Source organism: Bradyrhizobium sp. SZCCHNR1043, from assembly GCF_032489675.1.
GTDB lineage: Bacteria > Pseudomonadota > Alphaproteobacteria > Rhizobiales > Xanthobacteraceae > Bradyrhizobium.
In genome coordinates this window covers 45,871-70,817 of sequence record NZ_JAUEYN010000012.1, presented here as the reverse complement: position 1 = coordinate 70,817, position 24,947 = coordinate 45,871, and the positions used below count along the sequence as shown (strand labels likewise).

General features: G+C 59.4%; 20 protein-coding genes. 9 read left to right on the top strand and 11 right to left on the bottom strand.

Annotated elements, in window-relative coordinates; all coding sequences use genetic code 11:
• Positions 1 to 52 precede the first annotated feature (52 nt).
• The gene (locus QX039_RS21500; protein ID WP_315736296.1) at positions 53 to 1,237 is read left to right on the top strand and encodes a cytochrome P450; all 1,185 of its coding nucleotides are present in this window, start codon (positions 53 to 55) and stop codon (positions 1,235 to 1,237) included.
• 82 nt (positions 1,238 to 1,319) lie between these two features.
• Here QX039_RS21500 and QX039_RS21495 read toward each other — a convergent pair whose 3' ends face one another.
• The 4 genes from QX039_RS21495 to QX039_RS21480 all read right to left on the bottom strand — a co-directional run bounded on the left by QX039_RS21495 (position 1,320) and on the right by QX039_RS21480 (position 4,536).
• On the bottom strand, positions 1,320 to 2,459 hold the full coding sequence (locus QX039_RS21495; protein ID WP_315736295.1) for a sensor histidine kinase: 1,140 nt from the start codon (positions 2,457 to 2,459) through the stop codon (positions 1,320 to 1,322).
• A gap of 166 nt (positions 2,460 to 2,625) precedes the next feature.
• A complete protein-coding gene (locus tag QX039_RS21490) occupies positions 2,626 to 3,312 on the bottom strand; it encodes a Crp/Fnr family transcriptional regulator (RefSeq protein WP_315736294.1) in 687 nt (228 codons plus the stop codon).
• Between the two features lie 304 nt (positions 3,313 to 3,616).
• On the bottom strand, positions 3,617 to 3,832 hold the full coding sequence (locus QX039_RS21485; RefSeq protein ID WP_315736293.1) for a hypothetical protein: 216 nt from the start codon (positions 3,830 to 3,832) through the stop codon (positions 3,617 to 3,619).
• A gap of 314 nt (positions 3,833 to 4,146) precedes the next feature.
• On the bottom strand, positions 4,147 to 4,536 hold the full coding sequence (locus tag QX039_RS21480) for an HPF/RaiA family ribosome-associated protein (protein WP_315736292.1): 390 nt from the start codon (positions 4,534 to 4,536) through the stop codon (positions 4,147 to 4,149).
• Between the two features lie 316 nt (positions 4,537 to 4,852).
• On the opposite strand from QX039_RS21480, the gene QX039_RS21475 reads away from it, so the two are divergent.
• Positions 4,853 to 5,059 carry a hypothetical protein gene (locus tag QX039_RS21475; RefSeq protein ID WP_315736291.1) on the top strand — a complete coding sequence of 69 codons (207 nt, stop codon included), beginning with the start codon at positions 4,853 to 4,855 and terminating at the stop codon, positions 5,057 to 5,059.
• A 128-nt stretch (positions 5,060 to 5,187) separates the two neighbouring features.
• Here QX039_RS21475 and QX039_RS21470 read toward each other — a convergent pair whose 3' ends face one another.
• Positions 5,188 to 5,784 carry a zinc ribbon domain-containing protein gene (locus QX039_RS21470; RefSeq protein WP_315736290.1) on the bottom strand — a complete coding sequence of 199 codons (597 nt, stop codon included), beginning with the start codon at positions 5,782 to 5,784 and terminating at the stop codon, positions 5,188 to 5,190.
• Positions 5,785 to 6,692: 908 nt separating this feature from the next.
• Between QX039_RS21470 and QX039_RS21465 the strand changes: the two genes are divergently transcribed.
• The gene (locus tag QX039_RS21465; protein WP_315772316.1) at positions 6,693 to 8,102 is read left to right on the top strand and encodes a tyrosine-type recombinase/integrase; all 1,410 of its coding nucleotides are present in this window, start codon (positions 6,693 to 6,695) and stop codon (positions 8,100 to 8,102) included.
• A 130-nt stretch (positions 8,103 to 8,232) separates the two neighbouring features.
• Here the strand turns inward: QX039_RS21465 and QX039_RS33090 are convergent, their stop codons facing one another.
• The 5 genes from QX039_RS33090 to QX039_RS21445 form a co-directional block, all read right to left on the bottom strand.
• Positions 8,233 to 8,550 (bottom strand): helix-turn-helix domain-containing protein, encoded by a 318-nt coding sequence (locus QX039_RS33090; RefSeq protein WP_409998876.1) that lies wholly within the window; start codon positions 8,548 to 8,550, stop codon positions 8,233 to 8,235.
• Between the two features lie 277 nt (positions 8,551 to 8,827).
• A complete protein-coding gene (locus QX039_RS21460; protein WP_315772315.1) occupies positions 8,828 to 12,256 on the bottom strand; it encodes a hypothetical protein in 3,429 nt (1,142 codons plus the stop codon).
• Positions 12,253 to 13,608 carry a hypothetical protein gene (locus QX039_RS21455; protein ID WP_315772314.1) on the bottom strand — a complete coding sequence of 452 codons (1,356 nt, stop codon included), beginning with the start codon at positions 13,606 to 13,608 and terminating at the stop codon, positions 12,253 to 12,255. Before QX039_RS21455 ends, QX039_RS21460 begins: the two co-directional genes overlap by 4 nt.
• A gap of 315 nt (positions 13,609 to 13,923) precedes the next feature.
• Positions 13,924 to 15,180, bottom strand: coding sequence for a hypothetical protein (locus tag QX039_RS21450; RefSeq protein ID WP_315772313.1), 1,257 nt, complete (start codon positions 15,178 to 15,180; stop codon positions 13,924 to 13,926).
• Positions 15,181 to 15,207: 27 nt separating this feature from the next.
• On the bottom strand, positions 15,208 to 15,624 hold the full coding sequence (locus tag QX039_RS21445) for a hypothetical protein (protein WP_315772312.1): 417 nt from the start codon (positions 15,622 to 15,624) through the stop codon (positions 15,208 to 15,210).
• Positions 15,625 to 16,031: 407 nt separating this feature from the next.
• Here QX039_RS21445 and QX039_RS21440 point away from each other — a divergent pair, with 407 nt between their 5' ends.
• Together QX039_RS21440 and QX039_RS21435 are read left to right on the top strand one after the other, a co-directional pair.
• On the top strand, positions 16,032 to 18,131 hold the full coding sequence (locus QX039_RS21440; RefSeq protein ID WP_315772311.1) for an ATP-dependent helicase: 2,100 nt from the start codon (positions 16,032 to 16,034) through the stop codon (positions 18,129 to 18,131).
• A 484-nt stretch (positions 18,132 to 18,615) separates the two neighbouring features.
• Complete coding sequence (locus QX039_RS21435; RefSeq protein ID WP_315772309.1) at positions 18,616 to 18,771, top strand: hypothetical protein; 156 nt, start codon at positions 18,616 to 18,618, stop codon at positions 18,769 to 18,771.
• A 374-nt stretch (positions 18,772 to 19,145) separates the two neighbouring features.
• On the opposite strand, the gene QX039_RS21430 is transcribed toward QX039_RS21435, so the two are convergent.
• Entirely contained in the window at positions 19,146 to 19,403 is a 258-nt protein-coding gene (locus tag QX039_RS21430; RefSeq protein WP_315772307.1) for a helix-turn-helix transcriptional regulator, read from the bottom strand.
• A 201-nt stretch (positions 19,404 to 19,604) separates the two neighbouring features.
• Between QX039_RS21430 and QX039_RS21425 the strand changes: the two genes are divergently transcribed.
• The 4 genes from QX039_RS21425 to mobF all read left to right on the top strand — a co-directional run bounded on the left by QX039_RS21425 (position 19,605) and on the right by mobF (position 24,003).
• Positions 19,605 to 20,075: a hypothetical protein gene (locus tag QX039_RS21425; RefSeq protein WP_315772305.1), complete on the top strand. Its 471-nt coding sequence runs from the start codon at positions 19,605 to 19,607 to the stop codon at positions 20,073 to 20,075.
• 665 nt (positions 20,076 to 20,740) lie between these two features.
• On the top strand, positions 20,741 to 21,061 hold the full coding sequence (locus tag QX039_RS21420) for a hypothetical protein (protein WP_315772303.1): 321 nt from the start codon (positions 20,741 to 20,743) through the stop codon (positions 21,059 to 21,061).
• Positions 21,058 to 22,869: a type IV secretion system DNA-binding domain-containing protein gene (locus tag QX039_RS21415; RefSeq protein ID WP_315772301.1), complete on the top strand. Its 1,812-nt coding sequence runs from the start codon at positions 21,058 to 21,060 to the stop codon at positions 22,867 to 22,869. The genes QX039_RS21420 and QX039_RS21415 overlap by 4 nt, the downstream gene beginning before the upstream one ends.
• Positions 22,870 to 22,872: 3 nt before the next feature.
• Positions 22,873 to 24,003 (top strand): MobF family relaxase, encoded by a 1,131-nt coding sequence (mobF, locus tag QX039_RS21410; protein WP_315772299.1) that lies wholly within the window; start codon positions 22,873 to 22,875, stop codon positions 24,001 to 24,003.
• Positions 24,004 to 24,947 lie beyond the last annotated feature (944 nt).

Below are 24,947 nucleotides of genomic sequence, written 5' to 3'. Positions count from 1 at the left end.
GCCACTATCCTTGGACGGACACGCGCTGGCCCGCATCCAATAGGAGCGCCCCATGCCGACCGCGACCCTGGCTCCCCTGGACGAGACCATCACGATCGCGGAGCTGACGCGCGATCCCTATCCGATCTACCGGCGGCTGCGACGCGAAGCGCCGGTGCTGCGGGTCAAGTCGGTGGGCCGGACGTTCCTCACCAAGGCGGCCGATACCAAATATGTGAAGGACAATGCGGCGCTGTTCTCGTCCAACGATCCGAACACGCCGATGAAGCGCGCCTTCCTCGCGCATACCTTGATGCGCAAGGATCACGACGAGCACCGGACCGAGCGCATGGCGATGATGCCCGCCCTGATGCCGAAGACGATCGAAGCCGTCTGGGAGCCGCTCTACGCCAAATTCGCCACTGATTATCTCGACCGCCTGCCGCGCGGCGAGGTCGTCGATCTCTTCCCCGCCCTCGCAGGCCCCTTGGCCGCGCGCATTCTCGCTGAAGTGATGGGCATTCCCGACGCCGGCGATGCCGACATGCAGCGCTGGTCGCAGGCCCTGATCGACGGCGCCGGCAATTTCGGCTGGACGCCGGGGCCGTTCGACGCGTCTGATATCGCCAACGCGGAGATGGACCGCTGCATCCGCGCCAACATGGAGCGCGTGCGCGCCGAGCCGGATTCGTCCGCGCTCTCCTTCATGGTGAACGCGAAGAACCCGATCCCGGACAGCCAGATCATCGCCAACATCAAGATCGCGATCGGCGGCGGCATCAACGAGCCGCGCGACGCCCTGCTGACGATCCTCTATGGCCTGCTGACCAACCCGGAGCAGCTCGAAGCCGTGCGCGCTCAGGACAAATGGCGCTCCGCCTTCGAGGAAGGGGTGCGCTGGGTGGCGCCGATCCAGGCGAGCTCACGCCTCGTGATGGAAGACACCGAGATTCGCAGCTGCCTGATCCCGAAGGGCGACACCGTGATGACGATCCAGGCCTCCGCCAACCGCGACGAGGACCTCTTCGACAATGGCGAAACCTACAACGCGCTGCGCGACCCCAACCCCCACCAGGCCTTCGGCAACGGCCCGCATCATTGCGCCGGCGCGCACCTCTCGCGGCGCACCGTCGGCGCCATCCTGCTGCCGATGCTGTTCGAGCGCTTCCCCGACATGACGCTGCCCGATCCCGCGAGCGTGCGCTGGCACGGCTTCGGCTTCCGCGGCCCGCTCAATCTGCCGGTTCGGCTGCAGTAGGACCGGCCCGCGGGGCCTGCGGATGGAGCGGCGTCGCGCGAGGAGACGAGTTCGGGCGATGCTGGACTGATCGGCGACGACGTCACGATCGGCTGACGGTCCGCGATCCGGCCGCGGATCCTGCCCTGGATTCGGCCCTGGATCGGATCGCGGGAGCGGACGGCACGCTTGCTCCGGTCAAGTCGTCGCATGTCGCCACGGCGGCGTGACGCACCGAGACGGTCGTGCCGGGCCGGCCGGCCACGGTCGTGACCTCGGCACCGAGCTGCTTCGCCAGGGCCATGATGATGCCGGTGCCCAGGCCCCCCTTCGGCCGGCCGTTCACCTGCAATTTCCCCGTTCCATTGTCCGAGACGGACAGGGTCCAGCCGGCTCCTGAGGACTCGTAGATCACGGTGATCAGCCCATTCGCGGTGTCCTCGGGAAAGGCGTGCTTGAGGGAGTTGATGACGAGCTCGGTGACGATCAGCCCGAGACTTTCAGCTTCGCTCGTCGTCGCCTGACCGTCACCGCGGGTTTCGATCCTGGTCCGCTGCTGGTCGGCGATCATCGATTGCGAGATCGCCTGGCAGAGCCTCGCGAAATGCGGTCCGAGCGCGATCACGCCGCTGCGCGCGGAGGTGTGGAGACTCTGCTGGATGTTCGCGAACGAGATGACCCGATCGCGGGCGTCGTCCAGGTGGCGTCGCGCCTCCTCGGAGCCGACGGACCGTGCCTTCAACGAGATGATGCTGGCGATGATCGCCAGGCTGTTGCCGACCCGGTGCTGAAACTCCTCGAGCAGCATGTCCTTCTGACGCAGCAGCTCCTCGTTCCGGCGCGCCATCGCGCGCTCGCTGGTGACGTCCTCGAGGCCGAGCAGGATGGTCGTATGGGACCCGACCGTGTAGGACACCTGCCGGGCGTTCAGCCGCATCGCCCGGGGGCCGACGGCGGGAAAAACGTGCTCCACCTCGAAATCATGCAGCGCGCCGGTGTTGGAGAAGATCTGGCCCAGCCACGACTTCAGCGCCGGAATATTCCAGGCGCCGTCATCCAGCTCATAGAAGAGTTGTCCCAGCACATCCTCGGGCGCCGCGGAGAAGGTGAGATAGAACGAACGGCTGGCGGCAATCACGCGGAGATCGTGGTCGAGGACGAGCAGCGGCTCCCGGACCGTGTCCACAATGGCTTCGGCAAGTGCGCACGCGTCAGACGCGTCGGAAAACTGCTGCTTGAACATGTGGTCCCCTCCCTACGCAACACTTCACCCCGTCACGAACGCTTCGCGCGTCCCGCCTTCAAGCGGCGAAACGAAACGCGGAGCCCGGCGGCGAGTTATGGGCAGCTAGCGATGCGGACAGAACCGTCTGTGCAAGACAGACCACCCGCGCGCTGCACACCCGCAGCTAGTTCTGCTGCTCCGCCTGCAGGTTGTCGTTCAGGACGGCTTGCAGCAGCGCCGGATAGACGACGATCTCGCCGTCATATTCGATCAGGCCCGCCCTTCTGAACTTGTTCATGAAATGACTGACGCGCGACCGCGTCGTGCCGATCATCTCGGCCAGCGTTTCCTGGCTGATTCTTGGAATGACCGGCAGCGGCGTTTCGTCACGGCCGTAATTGGCCATCGTCAGAAGCAGCCGCGCCAGCCGCTTTTCGCTGCTATGGAAGAGCTGGTCGATCAGGTCCGCTTCGAACCGGTCGATCCTGGCCAGCAGAAACGCGATGAACATCTCCGCAAGCTCAGGGTAGAGGCGAAGCGCTGCGATCATCGTCTTCTTGGCGATGGCGGTGACCACGCAATCCTGCAGCGCGAATGCCGAGCCGGTATGCACCGCCTGCCGCGTCAGACAGCCTTCGCCAAGAAACTGCCCGGCATCGACGATGCCGATGACCGCTTCCTTACCGACGTCGTTGACGACGGTCAGCTTGATCTTTCCCTGTTGGAGAAAGAACAGGACGTCGGCCGGATCGCCCTGGGCGAACACGCTTCCCCCCTTGGGAACCTTCAGGACCTTCTGGCCCGGGCAAACCTTGTCGAGAAAGGCCTTCGGATCAAATCTGGCGAGGTTCGAACTCGGCACAGCCCCCATCCCGCTCGATGGACATGTTGATGGACATGCCGAACTTTACGGTGGAAACCTCCTCTCGCTTTGCGCTAGATCAATCTGCTTATCATCCTCCGATTGAGCTTTCGGCGAGGCCGGGGCGCCGCGAGCGCCATTCTGCAATCGATGCGAGACCTTCCATGCGATGTCGCCACTCACACGATGGAGGATGCTCACGGCGGAGCCGCCTCGAACGAGAGACCGACGTGCACCAGACCCCGCGCGTTCGACCATCTCCTCAGCGCGAACCGGCCGAGCGAATGAGGCCTCACCGCATCCTCGCGGTCGTTCATCCGTGGTGATCGACCACCTGTTTGGGTTGCACGGACCAGGCCGCGGGCGTGTCGTCGCGGTCGGCTGCGGCCGCAGCCGCCGTCGCCCGCACCTTGCCGGGCGCGTGATGCGCCGGCGCATAGATCGCATGGACCTGCATCGGCGTCGGGCCGATGTTGGTGATGTTGTGCCAGGTCCCGGCCGGAACGAGCACGCACCAGCCGTTCGACACCGTCTGGTCGAATGTCAGCCTGTCCTTCGCGGGCCCATCTGCACCCGGCCGCGGCCGGCATCGAGCCGCAGGAACTGATCGGTTTCCGGATGCGCCTCCAGGCCGATGTCGCCGCCGACCGGAATCGACATCAGCGTCACCTGCAGATTAGCGCCCGCTCCAGGCGACCGACCGATAATTGGCATTGTCCCGGGTCGCCCGCTCGATGTCGAACGCCTGCGGCTGCGGCCCGATGTCGGTGATCTCATCAGCAAGCACATCCATCACGGATCTCCCACCCGGCGGCCTTGCCGGCAAACCGTCCCGCCACGGGTCTAGCGATGATCCCGAAGCTGATCGGACACCGCCTCCTTGCCGAAGGCGTGGTCGAGCGCGCGCTTCAGCTTGTGGACCGCGCCACGCACGGCCTGCTCCATGAAGCTGTCCTGATGCGTCGCGACGATCGGCTCGCCGCCGTCACGGTGCACCTCGATCTTGCAGCTCTTGTCGTCGTGACCGGGCTTGTGGCTCACCGCGTCGCTGAGCTGCACGTCGATACGTCTGACCTGATCCTCGTAGCGATGGAGCACCGCATGAAGCGACGCCTTCACGTCCTGCGACAACTGCTCACCGCCCTCGACGTTTCCATCGACCCTGACGTCGATCAACATCCGTGTCTCCATCAGGTGAAGCGTCAAACGTCGCAGGATGGAATTCGCGATCATGATCGGCTCCCCAGCCTGGTCGTCATCCAGGCTTCGACGTCGCCGCACGGCACGCGACGCCATGACACGTCGTTCGCGGGCAGCGGCAAGGAATGAACGCCCCGTGATACAGCCGACGGTCTGAAGCGCCGCCTGATCCGCCTCGGGGCCTCTCGGGCGGGGCGAAGCGGCCGTTCAAGCGCGTCTCCCGATGTCTCCCGCGACCAGACTGCCAGAGGCGAACGCGAGCGGCTGATCAATATTGCGCAGTCAACCCCGGAGAATCAGGCGCAACCTGCGGCGACCCAACGTTCGAGTCTGCATCGGAGATGGGACGATGGATTGTCCGATCACATTTCGCTGCCCCCAGACCGGGTCCGAGGTCGATGCCATCCTGCACCAGCCGAAAGACGACTGTCGGTTCGAGACCGTGACCTTCGAGACCGTGAGCTGCCCGGCCTGCACGAGATTTCACTTCATCCACGCCATGACCGGCGCGCTCATTCCTCCGACCCTGCTCGGCCCGGCGAATTGGACGCCGTAGCGGCGGGCGACGCCGACGCGCAGCAACAAAGTAGACTGTACCCTCACCGCAGTCCATTGAAGCGGCAGGGATGTCCGCAAGCGTCTACATCACAATGCCGAAAGATAGGAGCGGCCATCTTCATGGCATCAATTGCTGCTCACCTTAACATCTACAGCTTGCTTGATATTAAGGTCATATTTGCAGATGACCGTACTGTGCACCATCGCGCCGAATCCATTTTGGAACTGGGCTTCCTTCTCGACTAGGGTCACAATGCCGCTCTTTACGTAGTTGTCTCCCTTGTAGAAAGTGCTGAAAGCGAGGAATGGAAATTTCGGTTCGCCAAACTTTGCAAGCTTCTGTGCTTCAGTCTTGCATGACGCCTGACCGTACGAAATGTCTCGGAAGTTATTCACGAGATCAGCATTGTCTGAACATCGGCGCCAATCTGATTTGCAGGTAGGATTGGCCTTCTCTTTTTCGTCATCGCGATCTCCTATGATCGCGCCTACACCGATAAAAACGAGCAAGAGCACGAAAACGCTGGCGCATCCTCGGTTCGCCTTCTTGGGTAACGGGCGTTCGGCCTCGTGAGCGGATTCGCTCTTGAGCCATCGCTGCGCACGTGCGGCGGTCAGCGGATCGGACGACGGATATTCCGCGATCGGGTGGCCGCATTGCGGGCAGGCAGATGCGCGGACGCTCACGCGAGCGCCGCACTCAGGACACTCAATAAGAGCCATAGCTGGCTCCGTTCAACAAATTTGAATCGCCGTAGCCGTCCTTTGGTGGCCCCACATCTTCAACCCCTCCGCGAGTTACTCAACTTAGACAGGCTCTCTCACTCCGGCAAGTCGAATGCCAATTCCATAGATTTGATCCACGGGAGCAGGCGCCGTGGCGGGCTTTTCGGTCTGGTTTCGCTGTCAGCGCCAAACGCAAGATGCATAGGCCTGTCCAGCTCAACAAAAATTTCTGTTTCTCTTTTTCGGAAATCATGTTATGTACAACGCCGTCTCGCGCTCACTGAAGGGGCGTTTCGCGATCGTCACGGGCCGTGGAGCGTGGGATGCGGTGGCCGCCTGGGGTCGCAGTGCGCGTTTCGCGTGCGGACGAACGAGCCCGAGGCGGACGGTCAAGCCGTGTGGTCCCGACACCCCGACGCTGGTGTCTTGGTCGGCGACATCCCGATGACGGGGGCAAGCAAGCCCGGTCCCCTGGGAGAGCACGGAGCAGCCGTTCAACCCATCGCGCAGGGAAGGCCGGTTGTTCGGCCAATCCTGTGGTGACTGCCGCCTGCTTTTCTTTCTGCAGGCGGGCCATGGGTGCGGCCTGCACCCGGCCTTCCCTGCGCCCTTCTCTTGGAAGGGCGTGCCTGAGAGCAAAGCTCGGACGCGAACGCGCGCCGCGAGGCTGCGAAGCCGCGCTTACAGGTCGGGGATGTCAGGTTGAGCGCCGGGAATGGCGCTCCCTAGGGGAATCGAACCCCTGTTTCAGCCTTGAGAGTTGGAGTTTTTCCCGCTCGGCCAGTTCGCATCCATTCGCCACAATCCAATATTATCATATACTTAGCCATTAGCGGTTCGCGGTCGGCCGCCTCCGTACGCCCTCGCTTATTCGACGGATATTCGACGCTTTCGAGAAGGTTGTCATGGCGAAAACACTCGCAGAAGAACAGATCACAACGGCCAGGGCGCGCTCCAGGTTGGATCTAGGCGTACATTGGCGTCGCCTCGATGCCGAGGCGCATCTTGGCTATCGCAAGGGCAAGCGAAGTGGGAAATGGCTGTTACGCTGGCGTAATCACCATGACGGGGCCAATTACAAGCAGGCGCCGATCGGCGTCGCCAACGACGTCAACGACAAACCAGCCGAAGGCACGCTGACCTTTGAACAGGCCGTGACACAAGCGCGAGAACTCGTAATCCGGTCAAGAGCAGAAGCGGCGGCGCTAGCTGCCGGACCGCCGCCCACGGTGCAAGCGGCAATTGAGACATACGTTCGGGAGCGCAACGCCCGTGACAGCCGGAGGGTCGGTCGCGAGATTCGCTCCGATGCTGGCCACCGACTGCGGCGTTATCTCCTTGGTCAGGAGCGCCGCGGTCGTCAGGAAGCCGTTAAGGCTGCTCCCCTCGTCGCTGTCCGCCTGTACGCGTTGACAGAAAATCACCTTTTAACTTGGCGTGAGAGCCTGCCAGCAAGATTGAAGGTCACGACTAGGCGCCGGCTCGCCGCCGACCTGAAGGCTGCCCTAAATGCAGCATGGCTCCGCCTGCCCTCGGAACAAAAGAAGTTGAACCCGACATTCCCCTCGATCGTTAAAGATGGGCTCAAGGCTGAGCGCATCGACGATGACGACGAGACATCTGTCGCTCGAGATAACCAAATCCTCACGGATACACAGGTCAGTACTCTCCTCCGAGCCGCGCGCCAGATCGACGAGGAGCAAGAGTTTGAAGGCGACCTATATCGCATTGTCGTGTGCCTTGCGGCCACGGGTGCGCGATTTGCGCAACTACGGCGGATGCGCGTGAGCGATGCGCAGCAGATAGAGCGACGTTTGATGGTGCCAGGGTCATACAAGGGGCGCGGCGGCAACAGCGGCTATGTCCCGGTACCCGTGGGTGAAGATGTCATTGACGTTCTGTTGCCGGCAATTTCAGGCCGCCCGAAAGAAGCGCCATTGTTCGAGCGCTGGAGGTACGAGCAGGCCGGTAGCTTCGGGTGGAAAAAGTCAGAGCGCGGTCCGTGGAGGACAGCCGAACTCACTCGCCCGTGGCAAGACATCCGCAAGCGCGCCGGGCTCCCGAAGGTCATCCCTTATGCATTCCGGCATTCCAGCATCGTACGCGGCCTCCGCAATCTACTGCCTATCCAGCACGTTGCTAAACTGCACAACACGTCGGTGCAAATGATTGAACGCCATTATGCGAAATACATTGCAACCGCCCTCGAAGATCTCGCCAGGGCAGCTGTCATCCGCCTTATTCACCCGGAAAGGCGAGGCAAGCAAGTCGCCGATGACGAGGTCCAAGCAGAAGCTCTCGTTGCAGACCTATAATGCTTTAGATCGAACAGCCCTGCTGGGCTCTGTGTCGCAACGCCAAAAGCCCGCAGCTGTGCAGCCACTTCAGTGGTGATACAAGAAGCTGATATTGCCTACCTTCTTGACTACCTTTCAGGCCAAACGTCTATCTAGTGTTGACGTGTGACGTATTTATGCCAACCAGAGACAGCAACGATTGCACAACGACGAGCCTACGACGACCGATCGTCGTCGTCGCAATTCGACCATTCCTGATTAGTTCATAGATTTTAGTTCGCCCAAGACCGGTCGCTTCGCACGCTTCCGCCACGGTACAGGTCAGCCGCTGCGCAAATGGGATGAAATCGGACGGGTGACGCTTTAGCTCATCTGGCGCCGAAATGGGCTCTGTTTCAGTAGTGTATTCGATATCTCGGCTACGCTGCGTCAAGGCCGTGCTTCCTCCGTGATCGAAGAAATGCATCGTGAGGCCGATTGCACCCGACGTCAATTGAACCGAAATAGCAGAGTGTCCTGGCGTACACCAGAAGGCTGCGGAGGATCAGCCTCAAAACGCGAGCCACGATTTCAAACCGCACCCTTGCGCTCGAGTCGCCCCTTATCGTCTGCGCGAATCACCCAATTTCTAATCCAAATCATAAGCGCGTAGAGCGATCGTCAATCAACTGTAACCGATCGAGCGGTACGTCCCAGATGAATAGATCTATCACTTCCCCAAATGCTCAGAAAATGGCTCGAACTTACAAGCTGGCCGGCTTGCGAATGAAATAGCCAGGTCTTCGATCAATGAAAACACTCGGTTCACGCCGCGTCCATCTGAACGCGTCACTCAGCACCCCCCTATTTCCCAACTCAGTCTTCAAGAGGTTAATGAGGTGATCCCCGGCAGCGGCGGCTCGGCTAGCATCACCAAGGGCCGCGTAAGTCGCACCTATTGTATGAAGGATCCCTATCTCCACCTCTTTCGTTATGTCGTCATGGGGAACAAGCAAAGCAAGCAATCGGCGCAGATCTGGCTCTTCAATTCCAAGCTTACGGAAGCCATCCGGACCGGGATGAATCTCTAATACAAGACTCGCGTAGTAAAGCACGTTATTTATTCGACGTCTTGCCTCCAGCGAGTACAGATAATCGGTGTCCGGTAATTTCTCGGCAACAGGATAGACACTATGGAAAGCGCTCAACAATTTCTGCTCATAACCCTCAAGTTGTTCTATCAAGTATGCTCCCGCCTCGAGTCCTTCGATAAGCTTACTTCGTTGTTGCGAAATCTCCTCGGAAAAGCGCGCAGCGATCCGGCGCTGCATGGTACTGTGCACCCAGTGCCCTGGCGTTCTAAGGAAGGGATCTCGCTCGACAAGCTCACGCGCCTTGGTAAGCTCTTCGAAGGCCCTGTCCTCGCGGCCAAGCTCCGTAAAGATCCAGTCCAGGCGGAAGTGCGGAATCGACGCTTCGGGGTAATCCTCTATGATGTCTTGATAGTCCTCTACCAAGGCTGCCAGCTGTGCTTTGCTGTCCGACTCCTCGATTACTGCGAGTAGGAGCCGAGCATAGCACGCCTCCATTCGCGCATAGAAACGCGCCTTCTTCGCACGTATGCTGTCTCGACACGTTGATTGCAGCCTCTCCGCGACCTTATCGAATTTACACCGAATATCTTCGAGTACGTGCCGTTCGCGGGCGGATACCGCTGCTTGCTGAGAGCCCCCTGCGATATCAGTAAGCTGCTTGTAGGCCGATTGCATTAATTCAGCCACTTGCCCATCGTCAACCAACGCAACAATGCCATCTGTTGGATGAGATGCCCATATCGGTGCAGAGACGAGATCACGCCTGCCTAAACTGACCGAACCGAGAGCATGTTCGATCAATTTAGCAGATTGATCGACACTCTGACGGATCTCGGCACGCAAATCGCGGGCGAACGCAAGCAGGCTGTCAGATGGCTCAGCGCCTTGCAGGAGATGAAAGCCAATTATCTCCAAGGCCAGTGCGCGCCTCGAAATCTCCTCAGGCCTCAACTCCTTGCGCTGGCGCATCAGTAACTCTTGAAGACGCCGATGCCATCCTCGGGCCACCGCCACGTCGGCTTCACTGCGCTCCGGCCAGATGTCGTAGTATTTAGCTGCTAGATGAAACGTTAAACCGACCTCATAGACGCGCGGCAACATTACTGTGTCGCCAGCCGACCATTCGATAGCCCTCTCGATCCAAACGATTCCCTCCGCCACATCGGAGCCCTGAGGAATGTCAAGCGATTTAAATCCATCTTGCTGCTTCAACTCGAGCTGTAATTCAAGGATCAGCGCTGCATGTTCTCGCGCCCAACGCGGATCTCTTTCCGCCTTGACTTTTTTCAGATGAGCCACGCCAAGACTATAGCGATGTAGTACGCTGTCACTCTTTGAGCTCTCGTCAGATTGGTGCCGACTACCCGACGGAACTTTGCCGAGTCGCTGAATCTGGGCAAGTAACAGGTGCGCCTCATCCACCGGCGACCAGGCCTTGTCTCGTCCTACTCTGCCATCATCCAATTTACCTATTGAGATCGCACTGTTCGCATAGATTTCGGCCAGCTCCCATCGTCGCTCCGCCTGCTGTTGATCATTGGCTTCTTTTTCGTGGCGCTCCTGGCATGCGAACATCAGCGCCCAGCCTAAATAGCGTTCTACGGACGAAGTATTCATACTTGCAAATTCCGCAAGCACATCCGCTCCTTCTCTGACGCTCGGAAGGGCCTCCGCACTGAGTTCGACTGGTCCCGGAGCGCCTGCGATGGTAGGAATGAGGCGCAAGCGTTTGGATGAACTGGACCGTGTCACCTGAATCGGGATCGGAGCCTTCACGCTTTTTTCCAACGCAAACGTGGCTTGTCCGAAACGCCCCACAGCGCGTCGCAACTCTGCGTTGATCAGCTCGGTGACGTTAATCTCGCCGAACCATCGCAGGAGATCTCGAAACTCGCTATCGCTGAGTTCGCTGTCGTAGTCAGGCGTAAGACTGTCCGCTTGCGCATGCAACTCGACGGTCAAACGGGCGCGCTCGAAATCCTGCCATGCTTCCACTAGAGCGGCGATTGCCGCTGATGACCTTTCGTCGTCAGCCTTGGCATCCGGCGGGAGCGTCTCAAGCTGTCGTCGATATGTTTGCAGCGCCACGATGAATGCTCGCTCAATCTCGACGTCGCTCCTGCGATTGCCTGGGCTGAGACGACGCGCCAGCATGCGCGGATGACGCACGAATTCGGCCTTACCGACGGTGCGGTTTTGCTTCAGTTCGGCCACGCAACTGATCAGAGTCATAGCGCGCGTCGCAAGTCGCCCGCGCACCCTCGGAACACCTAGGTCCGAGAGAGTTTCGTTGAGCGCTTGCAAATACGCTATAGCTTCACCGTCTATCCGATTAGACCGCGGCGAATTGTGCTGGCGCTCCGAACGACCAGCCAAGAATTCGCGCCAGAGTCTCATCTTCTCGCTTGACGGTCGCAGTTTGGCAAGACGCTCGCATGTATCCCGCTCGAATCCGAACTTGCTCCAGTCGAGGTCCTGCGCACGAACGAGATTGCTTTTGCCTCCGAGAGCTTCGAGCCGCTTCTGCGTGTCGTCCGGGATGCGACGCATTAGCGTCATTAAGGATGGCGCCAGCTTCCGAAAATAGGCAATGAGATCGCGTTTGGCCGTGCCATCATCCGGATTATTGACCCGTGCACGCAGCAGGCGCGTCTGCTCCTGATTGCTGAGTCGGCGTACCTGTTCGCGCGCACGCCGCAACAGCGCAATCTCCTTCCGAAGACCTTTCTCTGCATGGAACGCCAGATCTTCCTCCACCTCCGCAAGATGCGAAGGCAAGATGCCGACCTGGTGGCCAGGGTCGAAAAGTAGCGAGTGGAGAATCTGTTCGTTGCGGAGTCTTACTTGATCAATGAGGTGCGGCTCGATTGACTGCGCGCGCTCGGCTTCGAGGATGAATCCTTGCAGATGAGCATCATTATCGGGATCGATGTAGGATTTTAGCTCATGCGCGTCTACGAAGTACAATATCTCGTTGGACTGATTGGCGAGGAATTCTTGGTCAAACAAATAATTCTGTAGTAAATATTGAAGAGTCCGCGCCTCAAAGCGTAGAGTGGACCGATCCGGCTTCCGTTCCGTTCGTGTCAACTCGCTCATAACGCGCGCGCCTGGCCGGCACTCTGAGCGCGGCGTGCAAGCAGGCTGCCAAGCATTCCGCTCGGCTCATCTGACCAAGCATCGGCCGACATCATCTGCGAAAGCCTGTCGCAAGCGCTTTCCTTGATGCGAAGCGGCACCTCACGCATTGCCACGCCGAGCGATTCCGCTACCCTCGGACGAGCCTCAACCAAAAAGGGGGAAGGCAGGCCGCTTTGATTAGAGTCGATGATCTTAAGCGATCCAAACTTCGCGGCGCGCAGCCTCGACAGCAAAAGAAGGCCGCAATCATCACGCTCAATAAGATCGTCGATTTGCTGTTGTAGCGGAGCAAAATCATCACGCGCAAGGACCATACCGAGATTGCGTACCATCGACCCGAGACTGCAAAGTGGTCTTGCCATCGCGCCTCCAATGCCATGTAGCAAGGAGTAGGCGTCAACGTGCGGCGCCAGAAGCGCAGCTGTCGCCAGGATCGGGAAGTCAGCAACGTCGTCCACTTGAGCAAGTAGAAAATGACACGCTGCAGCGGCGACGCTAGTATTGCGCGCCTGGCCCGGTCGAGCAAATCGAGCGAGGGCACAGCGGCAGACGGTTCGCCATTCCGGGCTCAAACTGTGAGCTCGCCGTCGGCTCAAGAGCAACTCAGTGAGCGGCTCCACAGCTTCGTAGACGTCGAATGACGCCATGGCAGCCGCCAGTGAAGTGAGTACCAGGTCATTATCCGCAGCCTTCGAACTCCCGAGCCGATCCATAATACCTGCCGCGAACTCTGAGTGGGTTACGTCGTCCCAACCGGTCTTGTAGTGCAACATCGCAATTGCAGGGGCGAATGCCGCGTCTGAACCGGCCTCCCGCGACGCGGCATGTAGCGCCATGTCCAAGAGGCCCAACGCGCCATGCTTCTTTAGCTGATCTCGAGCAACCTCCTCGTCGAGCGCCGATACATTCTCGTCTAGCGCGGACAGCTCCATTCGTCTCGTCCAATCGCCTAAGATCATTCCGAATTCAGAGCGCAAGGTCTGACTCGGCCGAAAGAACTCCAGAAAGGTCCGCGGCAGCGTGTCAATCTTACGCAGCAGCCTTATTGTCTTTCCTGCTTCGGCGACGATCCGCTGCTCCTGGGATGCCAGCGGAAGAGATAACGCAATACGATCGCGCAACTCCATCTCCGAGGATGCGAGATACATTTCAGCCCGACGCAAGATCCTCCGGCGCTGATCGTCGGTCGAGGACAATTCCTCGAGCTGCGAAAGCGTGGCGACCAGGAGCTCCCACGTCTTCGGACTGTCCTCCGCGGGCGAGGGCGACCAACCGATAACGCGGGAAACATCGGCAACCCGCGCCGCCACGTGCATGCTCCGGTCAGGACGCAACCGCCATATTTTCTTTCGGCGACCACGCCCCTCTGGCGCTGCTACCGCGATCTGCTCGAAGTCTGGGTGACGGCGCAGAAAGCTACGGGTCAACTCCGGCCCCAAACCGGCATGCTGAGCGAGCTCGTCAATAGTGAATTGTTTGAGCCGACTTGCAGCCGTTAGGAGCCGCAGATCGCTCCCAAGCAGAGCCGAGGCCCGCTCTATAGAATTCATATTGTCAGCCCGAGCTTCACATAACTTGAATATACGGTCAAATGACCGGAAAACAAGGCAGACGCCGCCTTATGCTTAATTTTCCGCAGACTGTTGCCGTAACAGCACTATCGATTCCATTGACATGTCCCTGATTTTCTTGAGATTCGCCAATAGGTTGAATACCGAGCCATCGGTAAGGAACTCGGAGCAACTGTGGAGGGCAGCTTCGGCTCGGAACGGCTCCGCATCCTGACCCAATAGCGAGCCGAGCAGGATGGCCACATCCTCGCGGTCTTCATTGTCGGCATCACTTGCATTCAAGCATGTAGAAAAACGTACGGCTCGATGAGCCAACAAGTCGATTTTCTCGTTACAGCTCCAATTGTCTCGTAGCAGGCGAAACGCATCGCGCGCGCGCTTGAACTCTTTTGCCTCATCATCCGTCAGACAGCCCCGCGGAGTGTAGCGGAATTTATGAATAGCACTCGCCTGATCCTCTATTTCCAACACATCTGCAAGGAACCACTTCGGAAAGGTTCTGGGTGGGCGCTCTAGCCAGTGCTTGCACATCTCAAACGCGAGACGGTCCATCCAAGCTTCGCTCCACAGACACTTCCCGTCCGCGATTGCGCGCACGCGACTATGCAGACTCTGAAAGGCATGACACATGACCTCGTGTGCGAAAATATAGGGAACACCGCACATGGCAGTCCAGTCGAATGTTCCCTGCTTGATCGAAAGAACCACGTAGGAGGTGAGAGCTTCGTCTTGGATCACATCGCAAAAACCACTGATATTAAACTCGCGAAACAGATCGGCGTCCTGATCGCGATGAGTGCTTTCGATTGATAGTCTAATCACCGGGACTCGGACAGCTGCGTCGGCGTAGGCGCGGCACGCCTGCTGGACAATGCAAGCCAAGGAGTCGTGCAATAACGCTATGCAAAGGCCCGCGGAAAGATTTGCCTCATCAATGGCTGGATCACCGCAACAGATCCGCTCCAACTCTCCGGCACATTGCTTGCAATCGACCCTCGCGAACGAACGCGCGAGCTCGTTCAGACGGTTGCGCAGGTCCTCGAATGCCGCGCCGCTTCCCTCAACAACCTCTTCCTTTGCGATCTTAGACAGCTTCTTAAGCGCATCATCGAGTCGACCGCTGTGTTGCTCAAGCCGATCGGCCTCCGCGACCAACAACTTTACGATGTTGTATCTCGTCCTATTGGCCTGCTTGTTCGCCTCAAGCTCCTTCTCCCCTCCGTTGAGCGATCTCGCCTCAAGGGTAATTGAGATCGAGAGTCGAGCGACCAGCGACTTGATCTGTGCTAGCCTTAAATGCCGATTCCGCACTGCGGAGACCCTTGTTCCTCTTTAGATCTATTCGTTCTTTTTCTTTTCGTCGATCTGAGGACCTAATCCGTAGCGCCTGTCCTCAAGTAAGTCGCGAACGAGGGGCTCAAGTACAACAGACCAGAGCTGCTTCAATCGATTTTTTAGCTGCTCTTTGGCGAGATCCTTGAAGGCTCCAAGAACAATCTCGTTTCCCGCCCAGATTGCCATCACGATCAGCACCTCTCCGCCGGTCATACCGGCCCTCTCGGACTGAATCGCAAGCGGCGGAGAAATGAGGCTCTTGAGCTCATTGGGATCAACCCCGAGCACCTCGGCAGCCTTCTTCAGCTCCGTGGGCTTAGCAAGTATCTCATTTTTCCAAGCGTCGCTTAGTGCCGCCTTTAGTTCACTAACCTTCGCAATACCTGGCGCATGTCGGACAACTTCTTCATCCTGGTTCATTAGCCCACCTCAACCGCGTCAAAGCGCGCACGCCAAAACAACCCCCTAGATTGCAATAGTATGCAGCATTTATCTCGACGTGAAACAACCTCCGGTTACCGGCGAGTTTTTTTTGTCCGCGTCTGCTGGATCGTAAGTTTACCGCATGTCAGTGAGCTGTTCAGATTCCGTTCTCCTGTTCGGACACGGCACTAACGCATGACAAAGCGCAAAGGCGAAGAGCTCAGTCACGAAGCGTTCGTGAAGCGCAGGGGGCAACAGCGCATTCTGGCCAAGCTCGGCGGCCGGCGGTATTTAAATATTGGATCCGTCGCTTATCCGATTGCCTTGCCAAAACAACGCAGGGTTGCTCTAAATAGTTGTTTCTCCAAGCCTATCGATACTTTGGTTCTTGCAGGAGCCGACACATGGGGACGGTAACCCGCATCAGGCCCACGCTGTCGCTGGACGACGAGTTCGCCAACTTCGATGTCCGCGAAGAGCTCGAACGTCAGCTGGAGCAACGGCTGCGCGAGGTCGAACTTGATGCCAGGCCCGCACTGAAAGCTTTCCAGCCTGCTGCGGATGCCGACCAACTCTCGCTCATCCATGCACCCCATCAGACCATTCGGCTGATCGCACCGGCCGGCTCAGGAAAAACCCAGACCATCATCAACCGGGTGCTGCATCTGGCCAAAAAGGGTACCCGTCCCGAGCGCATCCTCTGTCTGACATTCGATAACTCTGCCGTCAGGGCTCTACGGGAAAAGGTCACGGAACAGCTTTCCGGCCTCTCTGCGCCGCACCAGAACTTCCAGATAAGTACGCTGAACGCGTTCGGCTATAAGATTTTGCGCGACCATTTTCACGCCGAGCACAAGCAGATCATCGAAGCGCCTCGTGTCTGGCGATTGATCAAAGAGCTGAAGGACACCCTCGCCTCGACAGAGGAGGGCCGCAAGCGGCACGATGCCCTGCCAGCCTCCCTTCGATTCCGCTTCTACAGCGAATTTTTTGGCCTCTTAAAAAATGCTCTCTTCGACCCGCGTGCGACTGATCCGCAGAAATTGGCGGATTTCATGCTCACCAGCAAAGCCGGTGAGGTCTTTTTCCAGCCCGGATCAACCTCCGACGAGAAGAAACTCGTCATTCAGGCTGTCTACTGGATGTTCAAGGAATACGAACGCCTGCTCCAGCGCGAGCGGCGCATGGACTTTGATGACCAGAAACTCCGCGCCGTCAAATGCCTAGACTCGTCCCCCAACGTCCTTTCGTTGGCCCAACACCAGTTTGACGAAATCATCGTCGACGAATTCCAGGATATCAACGAGCTGGATTTCGCCTTTGTGTCCCTGATCGCTCAACGGGCGCGGCTGGTCATCACCGGAGACGATGATCAGGCCATCTATGGCTTCCGGGGCTGCACGCCGCGCTACATAATCGAACTCGAAAAATACCTCGGACGTCAGGTCGAAAGCTTCGAGCTCAAACGCAACTACCGCTGCCCCCGCAATATCGTCGACCACGCTACGCGACTGATCCGCCATAACCAATGGCGCGTCGAGAAGAATCCCATCGCGCACCGTTCAGACGATGCCTCCATCAAGGTGATCGAGTCAACGACGGCCACTGCCGAAGCCAAGATGATCGCCACGACCATCGAACGGGTACGCCGGCGCAACAAGGAGCTCAAATTCTCTGACTTCGCCGTGCTCTACCGCACCAACGCCCAGAGTCTGCCGATCCAGTTGCAGTTCATCCTCCGCGGCATTCCCTACAACGTTCGCGAACAGGACAATATTCTGCACAACAATGAGTTGGAGAAACTACTTGGTGTATTGCGTGCAAAGCTGGCCCTTAGCAAGAACCAGCAGCCGGACCCGGCCGACGCGGTCCTGAGCCTAAGATCTTATTTTCAGTACGTTGATGAACGGATCCTGGCGAGACTCGAAAGGGCCTTCGAGGCCGCGCCTTCTTTCTTTGACGTACTGGCGAGTCGATCCGTGTTGACCCTCCTGCCGAAGCTCCGGGAAAGCCGTTTTGCCTCCGTCATGCAGGACGTCGCGAAGGCGCCCTCACTCTTCAAGACGCTGGATATTCTCGCCAAGGATTTCCGGGGGCTTCGCGGCATGGTCGGCAGCCTCGAGGACGTGATCGATAACGAAGTACCCCTCGGTGAAGTCTACGAATTGGCCGCGAGCTTCCGCGGCCGCGTCGATGCGTTCGTCGACACCGTGGACAACGCCCTCAAGCGCGCAAAAGAGGCCAAGACGGGTGAAGAGCAAGATGGCGTCGCCCTGGCGACCTACTTCAAGGCCAAGGGGCTGCAATGGCACACCGTAATCCTGACCAGCTGCAACGAAGGGCTCATTCCCCACAAACGCGCGCTCGTCGAGGACGAACGGCGACTTTTCTACGTGGCGTTGACGAGAGCCTCTTCGAACCTGATCGTTAGTTACTTGAAGACGTCCTGCAAAACCCGCGTGGCGGCCAGTACATTCCTCACGCAGGCCGGCCTCTATGGCTAGCTCCTACAGCCGCCGCTGCCGAAGCTGCAAACGCTGGATCTCCATGCGGCAGATGCCCCACGGTCAGTGGGTGCCGTTCGAGAACAATGAGCCGCATAAGTGCGAGGCCGTTCCCGCGCAACCGCCCCCTCGGCCTGCGCCGCGGCGACCCGCTCCAATCGATCCGCCTGATTTTCCTGACATCGAGGTTCCGGAAGATGTCGCTGAACCCGCGCGTCCTGCGCCGCCAAAGCCCGAGCCGATCGAGCGCCCATCGCCGCCGCCGCGTCCGAAGGAGCCGCCCCTTTCTCCCGCGCGGCGGCCACACCCATCGACATCCGTCAATCCACAACCTCGACCGCAGCCCCAACCGCAGCCCCCGGGCGGTGCCTCGCCTCAAAGGCCAATCGCTACGCCGCCCGCGCCGGAAGTTGTTGCACGTTCACGGTTACGGCTTGCAGATCTCGTTGGGATCAGCGCCTATGGCATCCTTATGATCTATCTCATGATCGGCGTGCTCCACTCGATCGCCTTTTCGCTTTTCATCAGCCGCGTAACCTGCGCCACCTCCACCAAAGCGATCATCTCAATCTTCTGCAACACGGGCATCGGGATTTCACACTTGGTCGTGGCCATCGGCTGGCCATGGTATTGGCTCTAGACCCATTCTAGCTGGCGAGAACCATGTGCGCAGCGCTCGCCGGCTTGCGGCGCTTCTGGCTGCCGGCGTTCTGATTTGAAGATTTGATTTACGCCGATCCGCGGAGCCCACGTCGCAACGGTGCGCAGAACGTGATCTATCGTCGGACGCGGCTAGGCACACGTTGAGCAGGATATGTTCGGGCCTAGTGTCCGGCCCGAGCTGCTGATTGCAGAAAAGGCAGGAAGGCATGAGCATTGGCCCGCGAATCATAGGGATTGAGGATATGTCGCACTTTTGAACGCAATCAAAGCCTGACCTTCCCGGCGCGGCCGGTGAACTTGATGCCGCACCGGCTACACTACGCTACGGGGGACGATCCAGACGGGCGCCTCTCAGTCAGATCGATTAGCTTGCTTTGCTGCGGCCGCAGTCAAGCGCACGCCCGGCTGATCTCCATTACTGAACTCTATTCCTGCCAGCTCCAGGGCCCGACGGAGCTTGTCTAGGGTCCCGGTGTAGGCCGATATCGGCCCCGGAGTTCGTTCAATCCTTTTGATGGTTTCCAAGGAGACGCCAGATTTCTCTGCAAGCTCGCGCTGTTCGATGCGCAGCATTGCGCGAGCTGCCCGGATCTGTTCGCTAGTCAACATTACGCCTCAGGGGTAAAATTTTGCACCTGAGGTGTTGACACTTCAGGAATTCTGGATTACTCTAGTAGCGTAACATCGAGCCCCTTGCGGGCAAACCTTGGCGCGCGCCTCTCCCACAGATATCGGCGTCGGCCGAAAGCGTGCAGTCATGCGGTTCACAAGCCTGATTGGTCGTGCGACCAAGTGCGTGCGGAGTGGCCAATGATCAACCATTCCTGGAAGACCAACGCTGACGAGTTGTCGGCTTGCCCTCCGGCACCTCAATCGGAGGACGCCCCGCTCCTCGTTCTTGAACAGCAATTCACCGAGTTATGCGCGGAGCTGGAGTCGTTGCGTCGCACTCCAGTTCAGGTTGGTAGAGAGGCACCTGAACAGCCCCAGGGGGAGCTCTCTTTCCGGCAACGCCCCACTTACGAAGTCGCGACAAGCCAAATAGAAGCGATACTTCTCCGTCTGTACCCGATCGAGCACGAGATCATACAAACTCCAGCGTCGACGATTGTAGGATTGGGCGTAAAGGCGCGGCACGCCGCCTATATTACGTCCCAGTATTGGGAAGAGGACCTTGGCCGACTTGATTGGGAGGCGAAGGCGGTTCGTCGCCTGATAGAAGCAGTCTGCGCGGTAGCAGGCGTGGCTCTGCCATTTCGTCATTCAGAAGTAGACGAGTGAGTGCGCATTCGTGTCGCGCTTCTACGGTCCACACATGCGATGGAGCGAAGCGAATGAGTGTAGTAACGATCATGGCCGCGATATTAGAGGATGAATTAGTAGCGTACGGCGTACTTGGATTATCCCAAGTGGATTGCAAAGCTGTCGTTCAACGCCTGATCGACCGTACTGTTGAAGTCGAGGTATTCATAAGGAGCCGGAGTCGGTCAGAGGCTTATCTGGGTGAGCAGAACTGACGGCTCGGGGCTGGACTTCTCCGAAAATGTTCGATCACGCGCTAAGCGTCGCGTCTCCACAAACTCTTTCGGCCGTTCGTCCCCTTCTTGGCGAGGTAGCCTAAAGATCGTGAAACACGTGTCATGTGTCACTTCCAAGCACAGTGGCCGCTACTGCCCGACGATCGTCGGACCGGAGAAAATCTGCAGGAGGCTCCCTTTTTTATCCTATTGCTCGATGTGCCTTTTCAATGGTTGAAGTGCGCCTGAACATTTGAGCGTGATGGCTAAGGGGCGACAATTGGGTGCATCGATGGGCTCCGCTCCCTTCTTCCGCTTTCCGACCTCGGGTGAGCGTTAGCCTTGAAGTCTTCTGGACGCTCCAAATAGGGCAGCGGACTCATACGCATTCATTAGCGATCGCCTCGGCAACTCTGTTGAGGCCATCTCATGACAAGCAAGACAAGACCAATCTCAATCCGTCTCGCCGCGAACGAGATCGAGCAAATCCGAGCGCGGGCTCACAAACTTTCGGCAAACATCACCGGGGTCGCCCGTGACCTGATCCGCACCGGGCTTGCCGGCGGGGACAACAAGACTCTCGCCGATCGGTTGATGCGGATAGAACGTCGGATTGCCGCGCTCGAACAGCAAAGCCAGCAAACGTACGCGCAGATTCAATCGACCGACAAGGCAGCGCTTGATCTGCTTGCGATGTTCGAGGCTCTGTTGAAAGCCCTGACCGGCGAGAGCTCTGGGAGGGCAGCATGACCCGGCGTTTGCGGATCATTTGCTTTCTCGCTGCGATGGGCTGCTTTGCGGTTGCGGCGAGCATCTCGTATCTCGGGTTTGAAATCTGGCCGCCGAGCGCCACGCTGGCAGACGGAAGGAGCGCCGAATTCCAGCCAGCAGACATTCAAGCCTGCATCAGAGGGCGTGGCCTGGCTTGGCTGGCAGACCGCTCCGGCGAGGCCTATTGGCAGGCCTGCCGAGACTGGCTCGCGCGATACCAAGCTCTGAGCGGCTTCGAGCTGCGTTTCTGGAGCGTCATCGGCGCCAGTCTTGCGGGCCTACTGGCGCTGTTCGGATTTGCGCTCAGCCTTCGACTGGATTCGGTCTCGCTCAAGGTCCTTCGCGGAGCACGGCTCCAAACCGGCCGCCGAGGCCTGAAGGCGTTCGCCCGGGCGGCTGCGGTTGAGTGCCAGGTCCATGGCAAGGGCGTTGAGTTGATGCCGTCTGTGCCGTTCGGGCGCGAGCGGGAGGCGCGGCATTTCCTGATCGTGGGCAGCGTCGGCGGAGGCAAGACGCAGACCATGCTTCACCTGATTGACGAAGCGCTTTCCCGCGGAGATGGCCTTCTGGTGCTCGACACCAAAGGCGACATGATGGGCGGGCTCCCAGCCGATGGAGATCCTCTCCTCGTCGCGCCTCATGACCGGAGGTCTCTGGTCTGGGACGTGGCGGCCGACTGCAGTATCAAGCAGGACGCCCGTGAGCTCGCCGCCCGCTTCATTCCGCCAAGTTCCGATCCGATGTGGTCGCAGGCGGCGCAGGAGATCTTCGTCGCCTGTATCGTCTATCTGCAGGAGAGCAAGGGCAAGGACTGGGGGTGGGGTGATCTGCAACGTGTCGTGACCGCAGATGTCGGCAAGCTCGCAGCGTACGCCAAGGATCACAATCCCAATGCGCTACGGCTGCTCGACCAGCCGGAAAGTAAAACCACGCTCAGCATCCTGACCACCTTCCAGACACACATGCAGATCGTCTCGGTCCTGGCGGAGGCTTGGTCCGACCCATCGGCACGGCGGTTCTCGATTCGCAACTGGCTCCATCACCCAACGCGGTATCGCCCCCTGATCCTCCAGCACGATCCTGGGTATCCCGAACTGTCTCGGATCTGGATCGGCAGTATGCTCGGCCTGCTAGCCTCGGCGGTAGGCAGCCCGACCCTTGCCGAAAGCCGCGAGCGGAGGGTCTGGCTGTTCTTGGACGAGTTTCCTCAGCTGCCGGCGATCAAGCAGTTCCCGACCTTCCTCGAGCTTGGCCGCTCGAAAGGCGTTGCGGTCGTGATCGGAGCTCAGGACACGGCCCAGATTCGCGCCGTCTATGGTCAGGACCAAGCCAAGTCTTGGTTCGGCATGACCGGCACCAAGATCATCACCCGCATCAACGCCAGCGAAGCGGCTGAGGACATCAGCCGCCTCATCGGCGAGCAGGAGGTCGAGCGGAGAACGAAGAGCTCAACCCATACCGGTGGCAAGACCAGCGTCACCGAGAGCACCCAACGCGAGATGCGCCGGGTGATCACGGCATCAGAACTCGGCTCCCGTCTCGGTCCGACCAAGGACGGCGTACGAGTCCTGCTCATCGGCCTTGGCGAGGACGTCTACGAACTAGAGCTGCCCTATCTCAAGCTGCGCCAACTGAGGGAGCCGATCATGCCGGCGGATTGGACCCGCCCCTTGGCGGGGGCAAGGCTCTCGGGTGGCGCCGGCGAACAAGCCGATCCAGCTCCGACGCCCTCACCTGCCCGCCTCACGAAGGACTTGGCGGCCCAGATCCTCAAGCGGCGGGAGTGAGCCATGGTGGCCTCCATCTCTGCCCGCGGTAACGCGGCTTCTGCCTCCCGCTACTACAGCCATCTGCAGCGCGACGATTACTACAGCCGCGATGGCGAGCCACCCGGCCGCTGGACCGGCAAAGCGGCCGAACGGCTCAGCCTCGACGGGCCGGTCACGCAGACAGAGTTCGACGCCGCGCTGCGCGGGCTCGATCCTAAGACGGGCGAGCGGCTTGCGCAGCTAGGCGGCCGCGGCCGCGAGCACGCGGCCGGCTGGGACATGACCTTCAGCGCCCCCAAATCGGTCTCGGTGCTCTGGGCGCTCTCGGAGGCTCCCGAGCGCCAGATGATCGCGCAGGCTCATCGGTCGGCCGTGATGGCGGCATCCGCTCAGCTGGAAGCAACCGCCGGCTGGGCAAGGCGTGGCCAGGCCGGAGCCACCCGAGAGCAGACCGCGGGCCTCCTGATGGCCCAGTTCGATCATCACACCAGTCGCGAGTCCGATCCGCAGTTGCACACTCATGCCTTCGTTTTCAACCTGGCCCCGCGTCGCGATGGCAGCTGGGGCGCGATCGTCAGCCGTGAGCTCTACAAGGCCCAGAAGCGGGCCGGGGCTACCTATCGCGAAGCGCTGGCCTCGGAACTCGAACGGCAAGGTGTTCGGCTGGAGCAGCAGAAGGACACGCTTCGCGTGGCAGCCATTCCGCGCCACATCGAGCGAGCATTTTCCAAGCGTCGCCAAGCGATCGAGGAGGCAGCACGCACTCACGGCTACAGTACTCCAAAAGGAATGGAGCTCGCCACCTTACGTACGCGCCGCCCGAAGCGTGATGCCCGCCTCGGTGAGCTCATCGGCTATTGGCAAGCCGAGGCCAAGGCGCTTGGGTTTGTCCTTGGTAGGAGTCATGATCACATGTACGCCCCCACCAGCGGCCGTTCTCGCACGCGGCTCCCAGGAGAGCGAGGTCTAGCCCGCTCGTCAGTCGCTCAGCCATCACCGCCGGCAGCTTTGGCAGCAGGTCAGCTGGACCAGCACCAAACCGCTGCTCAACTCGGCACTCGCCTTGGCCAAGTCCTCCGCACGCTCGATCAGCCGGCAGGCATGTCTGGCTTCAGGATCAAGCTCCGCTATCGCGAGCACGAGCGGGATTGATCGAGAACCGGGAGAAGACAAACTGGACGTTGCTTCCCCGGCCTACTGCGGCTCCTGATCGCGCGACGAGATTGCCGGCTGGCGAGAGACCTTGCTCGCTTCGTAATTGATCTGCAGTTCCCAGGAAGCGATCTGCAAACTTCAAATTTGGATCGCGAGAGCCGACAGCCTTGTCGGACCCTAGACCGAAGCACACTCACCATGGATCGAGAGTGAGACCGGGTTCTCGTTCGTATACACGCCCAAACGCCGGCAATTGATTGACGAGACTAAATTTTTCGATCGTACGGCAAGACCGCCGTATTCACTGAGGCCTCGTTGTGTAAACATCGACCGAAGCGCACTTTTTATTTCATCCCAATGAGATAGCCGCATGCGGCCCGCGAAGCGTCAGCACCAGAGGTGCATAGGGTGTGAAAACTCCCTTCCTTCCCTTCCCTGGACTTTCCTTCGATTTCTTGTTGCGTGTCACGGCTTACGAAGCCGCGCAATCCCAGCCGCCAAGACGCACAACTCTCGCGGTCGGCATGTCGATTCGGCGGCGGTCGCACCACCGACCAATTGCATTCCGATTGCAAAGGGCACGTGGACTTTTGCAGAAGAGCCGAGGCCGGAATATGCCGCCATCGTTCCACGAAACGGAGATGTCTCTGCAGTCCTTGCGCAGATCGACTGCAACTTGTGGCGATGAATCCATGCCGGGAATTGTCAGCCCGATGACGTCGTGCGCCGATCATGTTGCGCGGCCATAGCTCAAAGCTGAGTCAATTTGCGCGCCGCATGTGGCGTATTTGGCTGCCATTGTGCGGAGGGCGGCCAGCAAACGATCTCTCAATTTGCAATGCGCTCTCATGCAGCGAAGTGCCTGCAGTTCCGCCGCCACATGGGACACCGTGGGCGAGATTGCAGCATTCAAGCCGCTGGAATCTGACAATCTCGCTGGA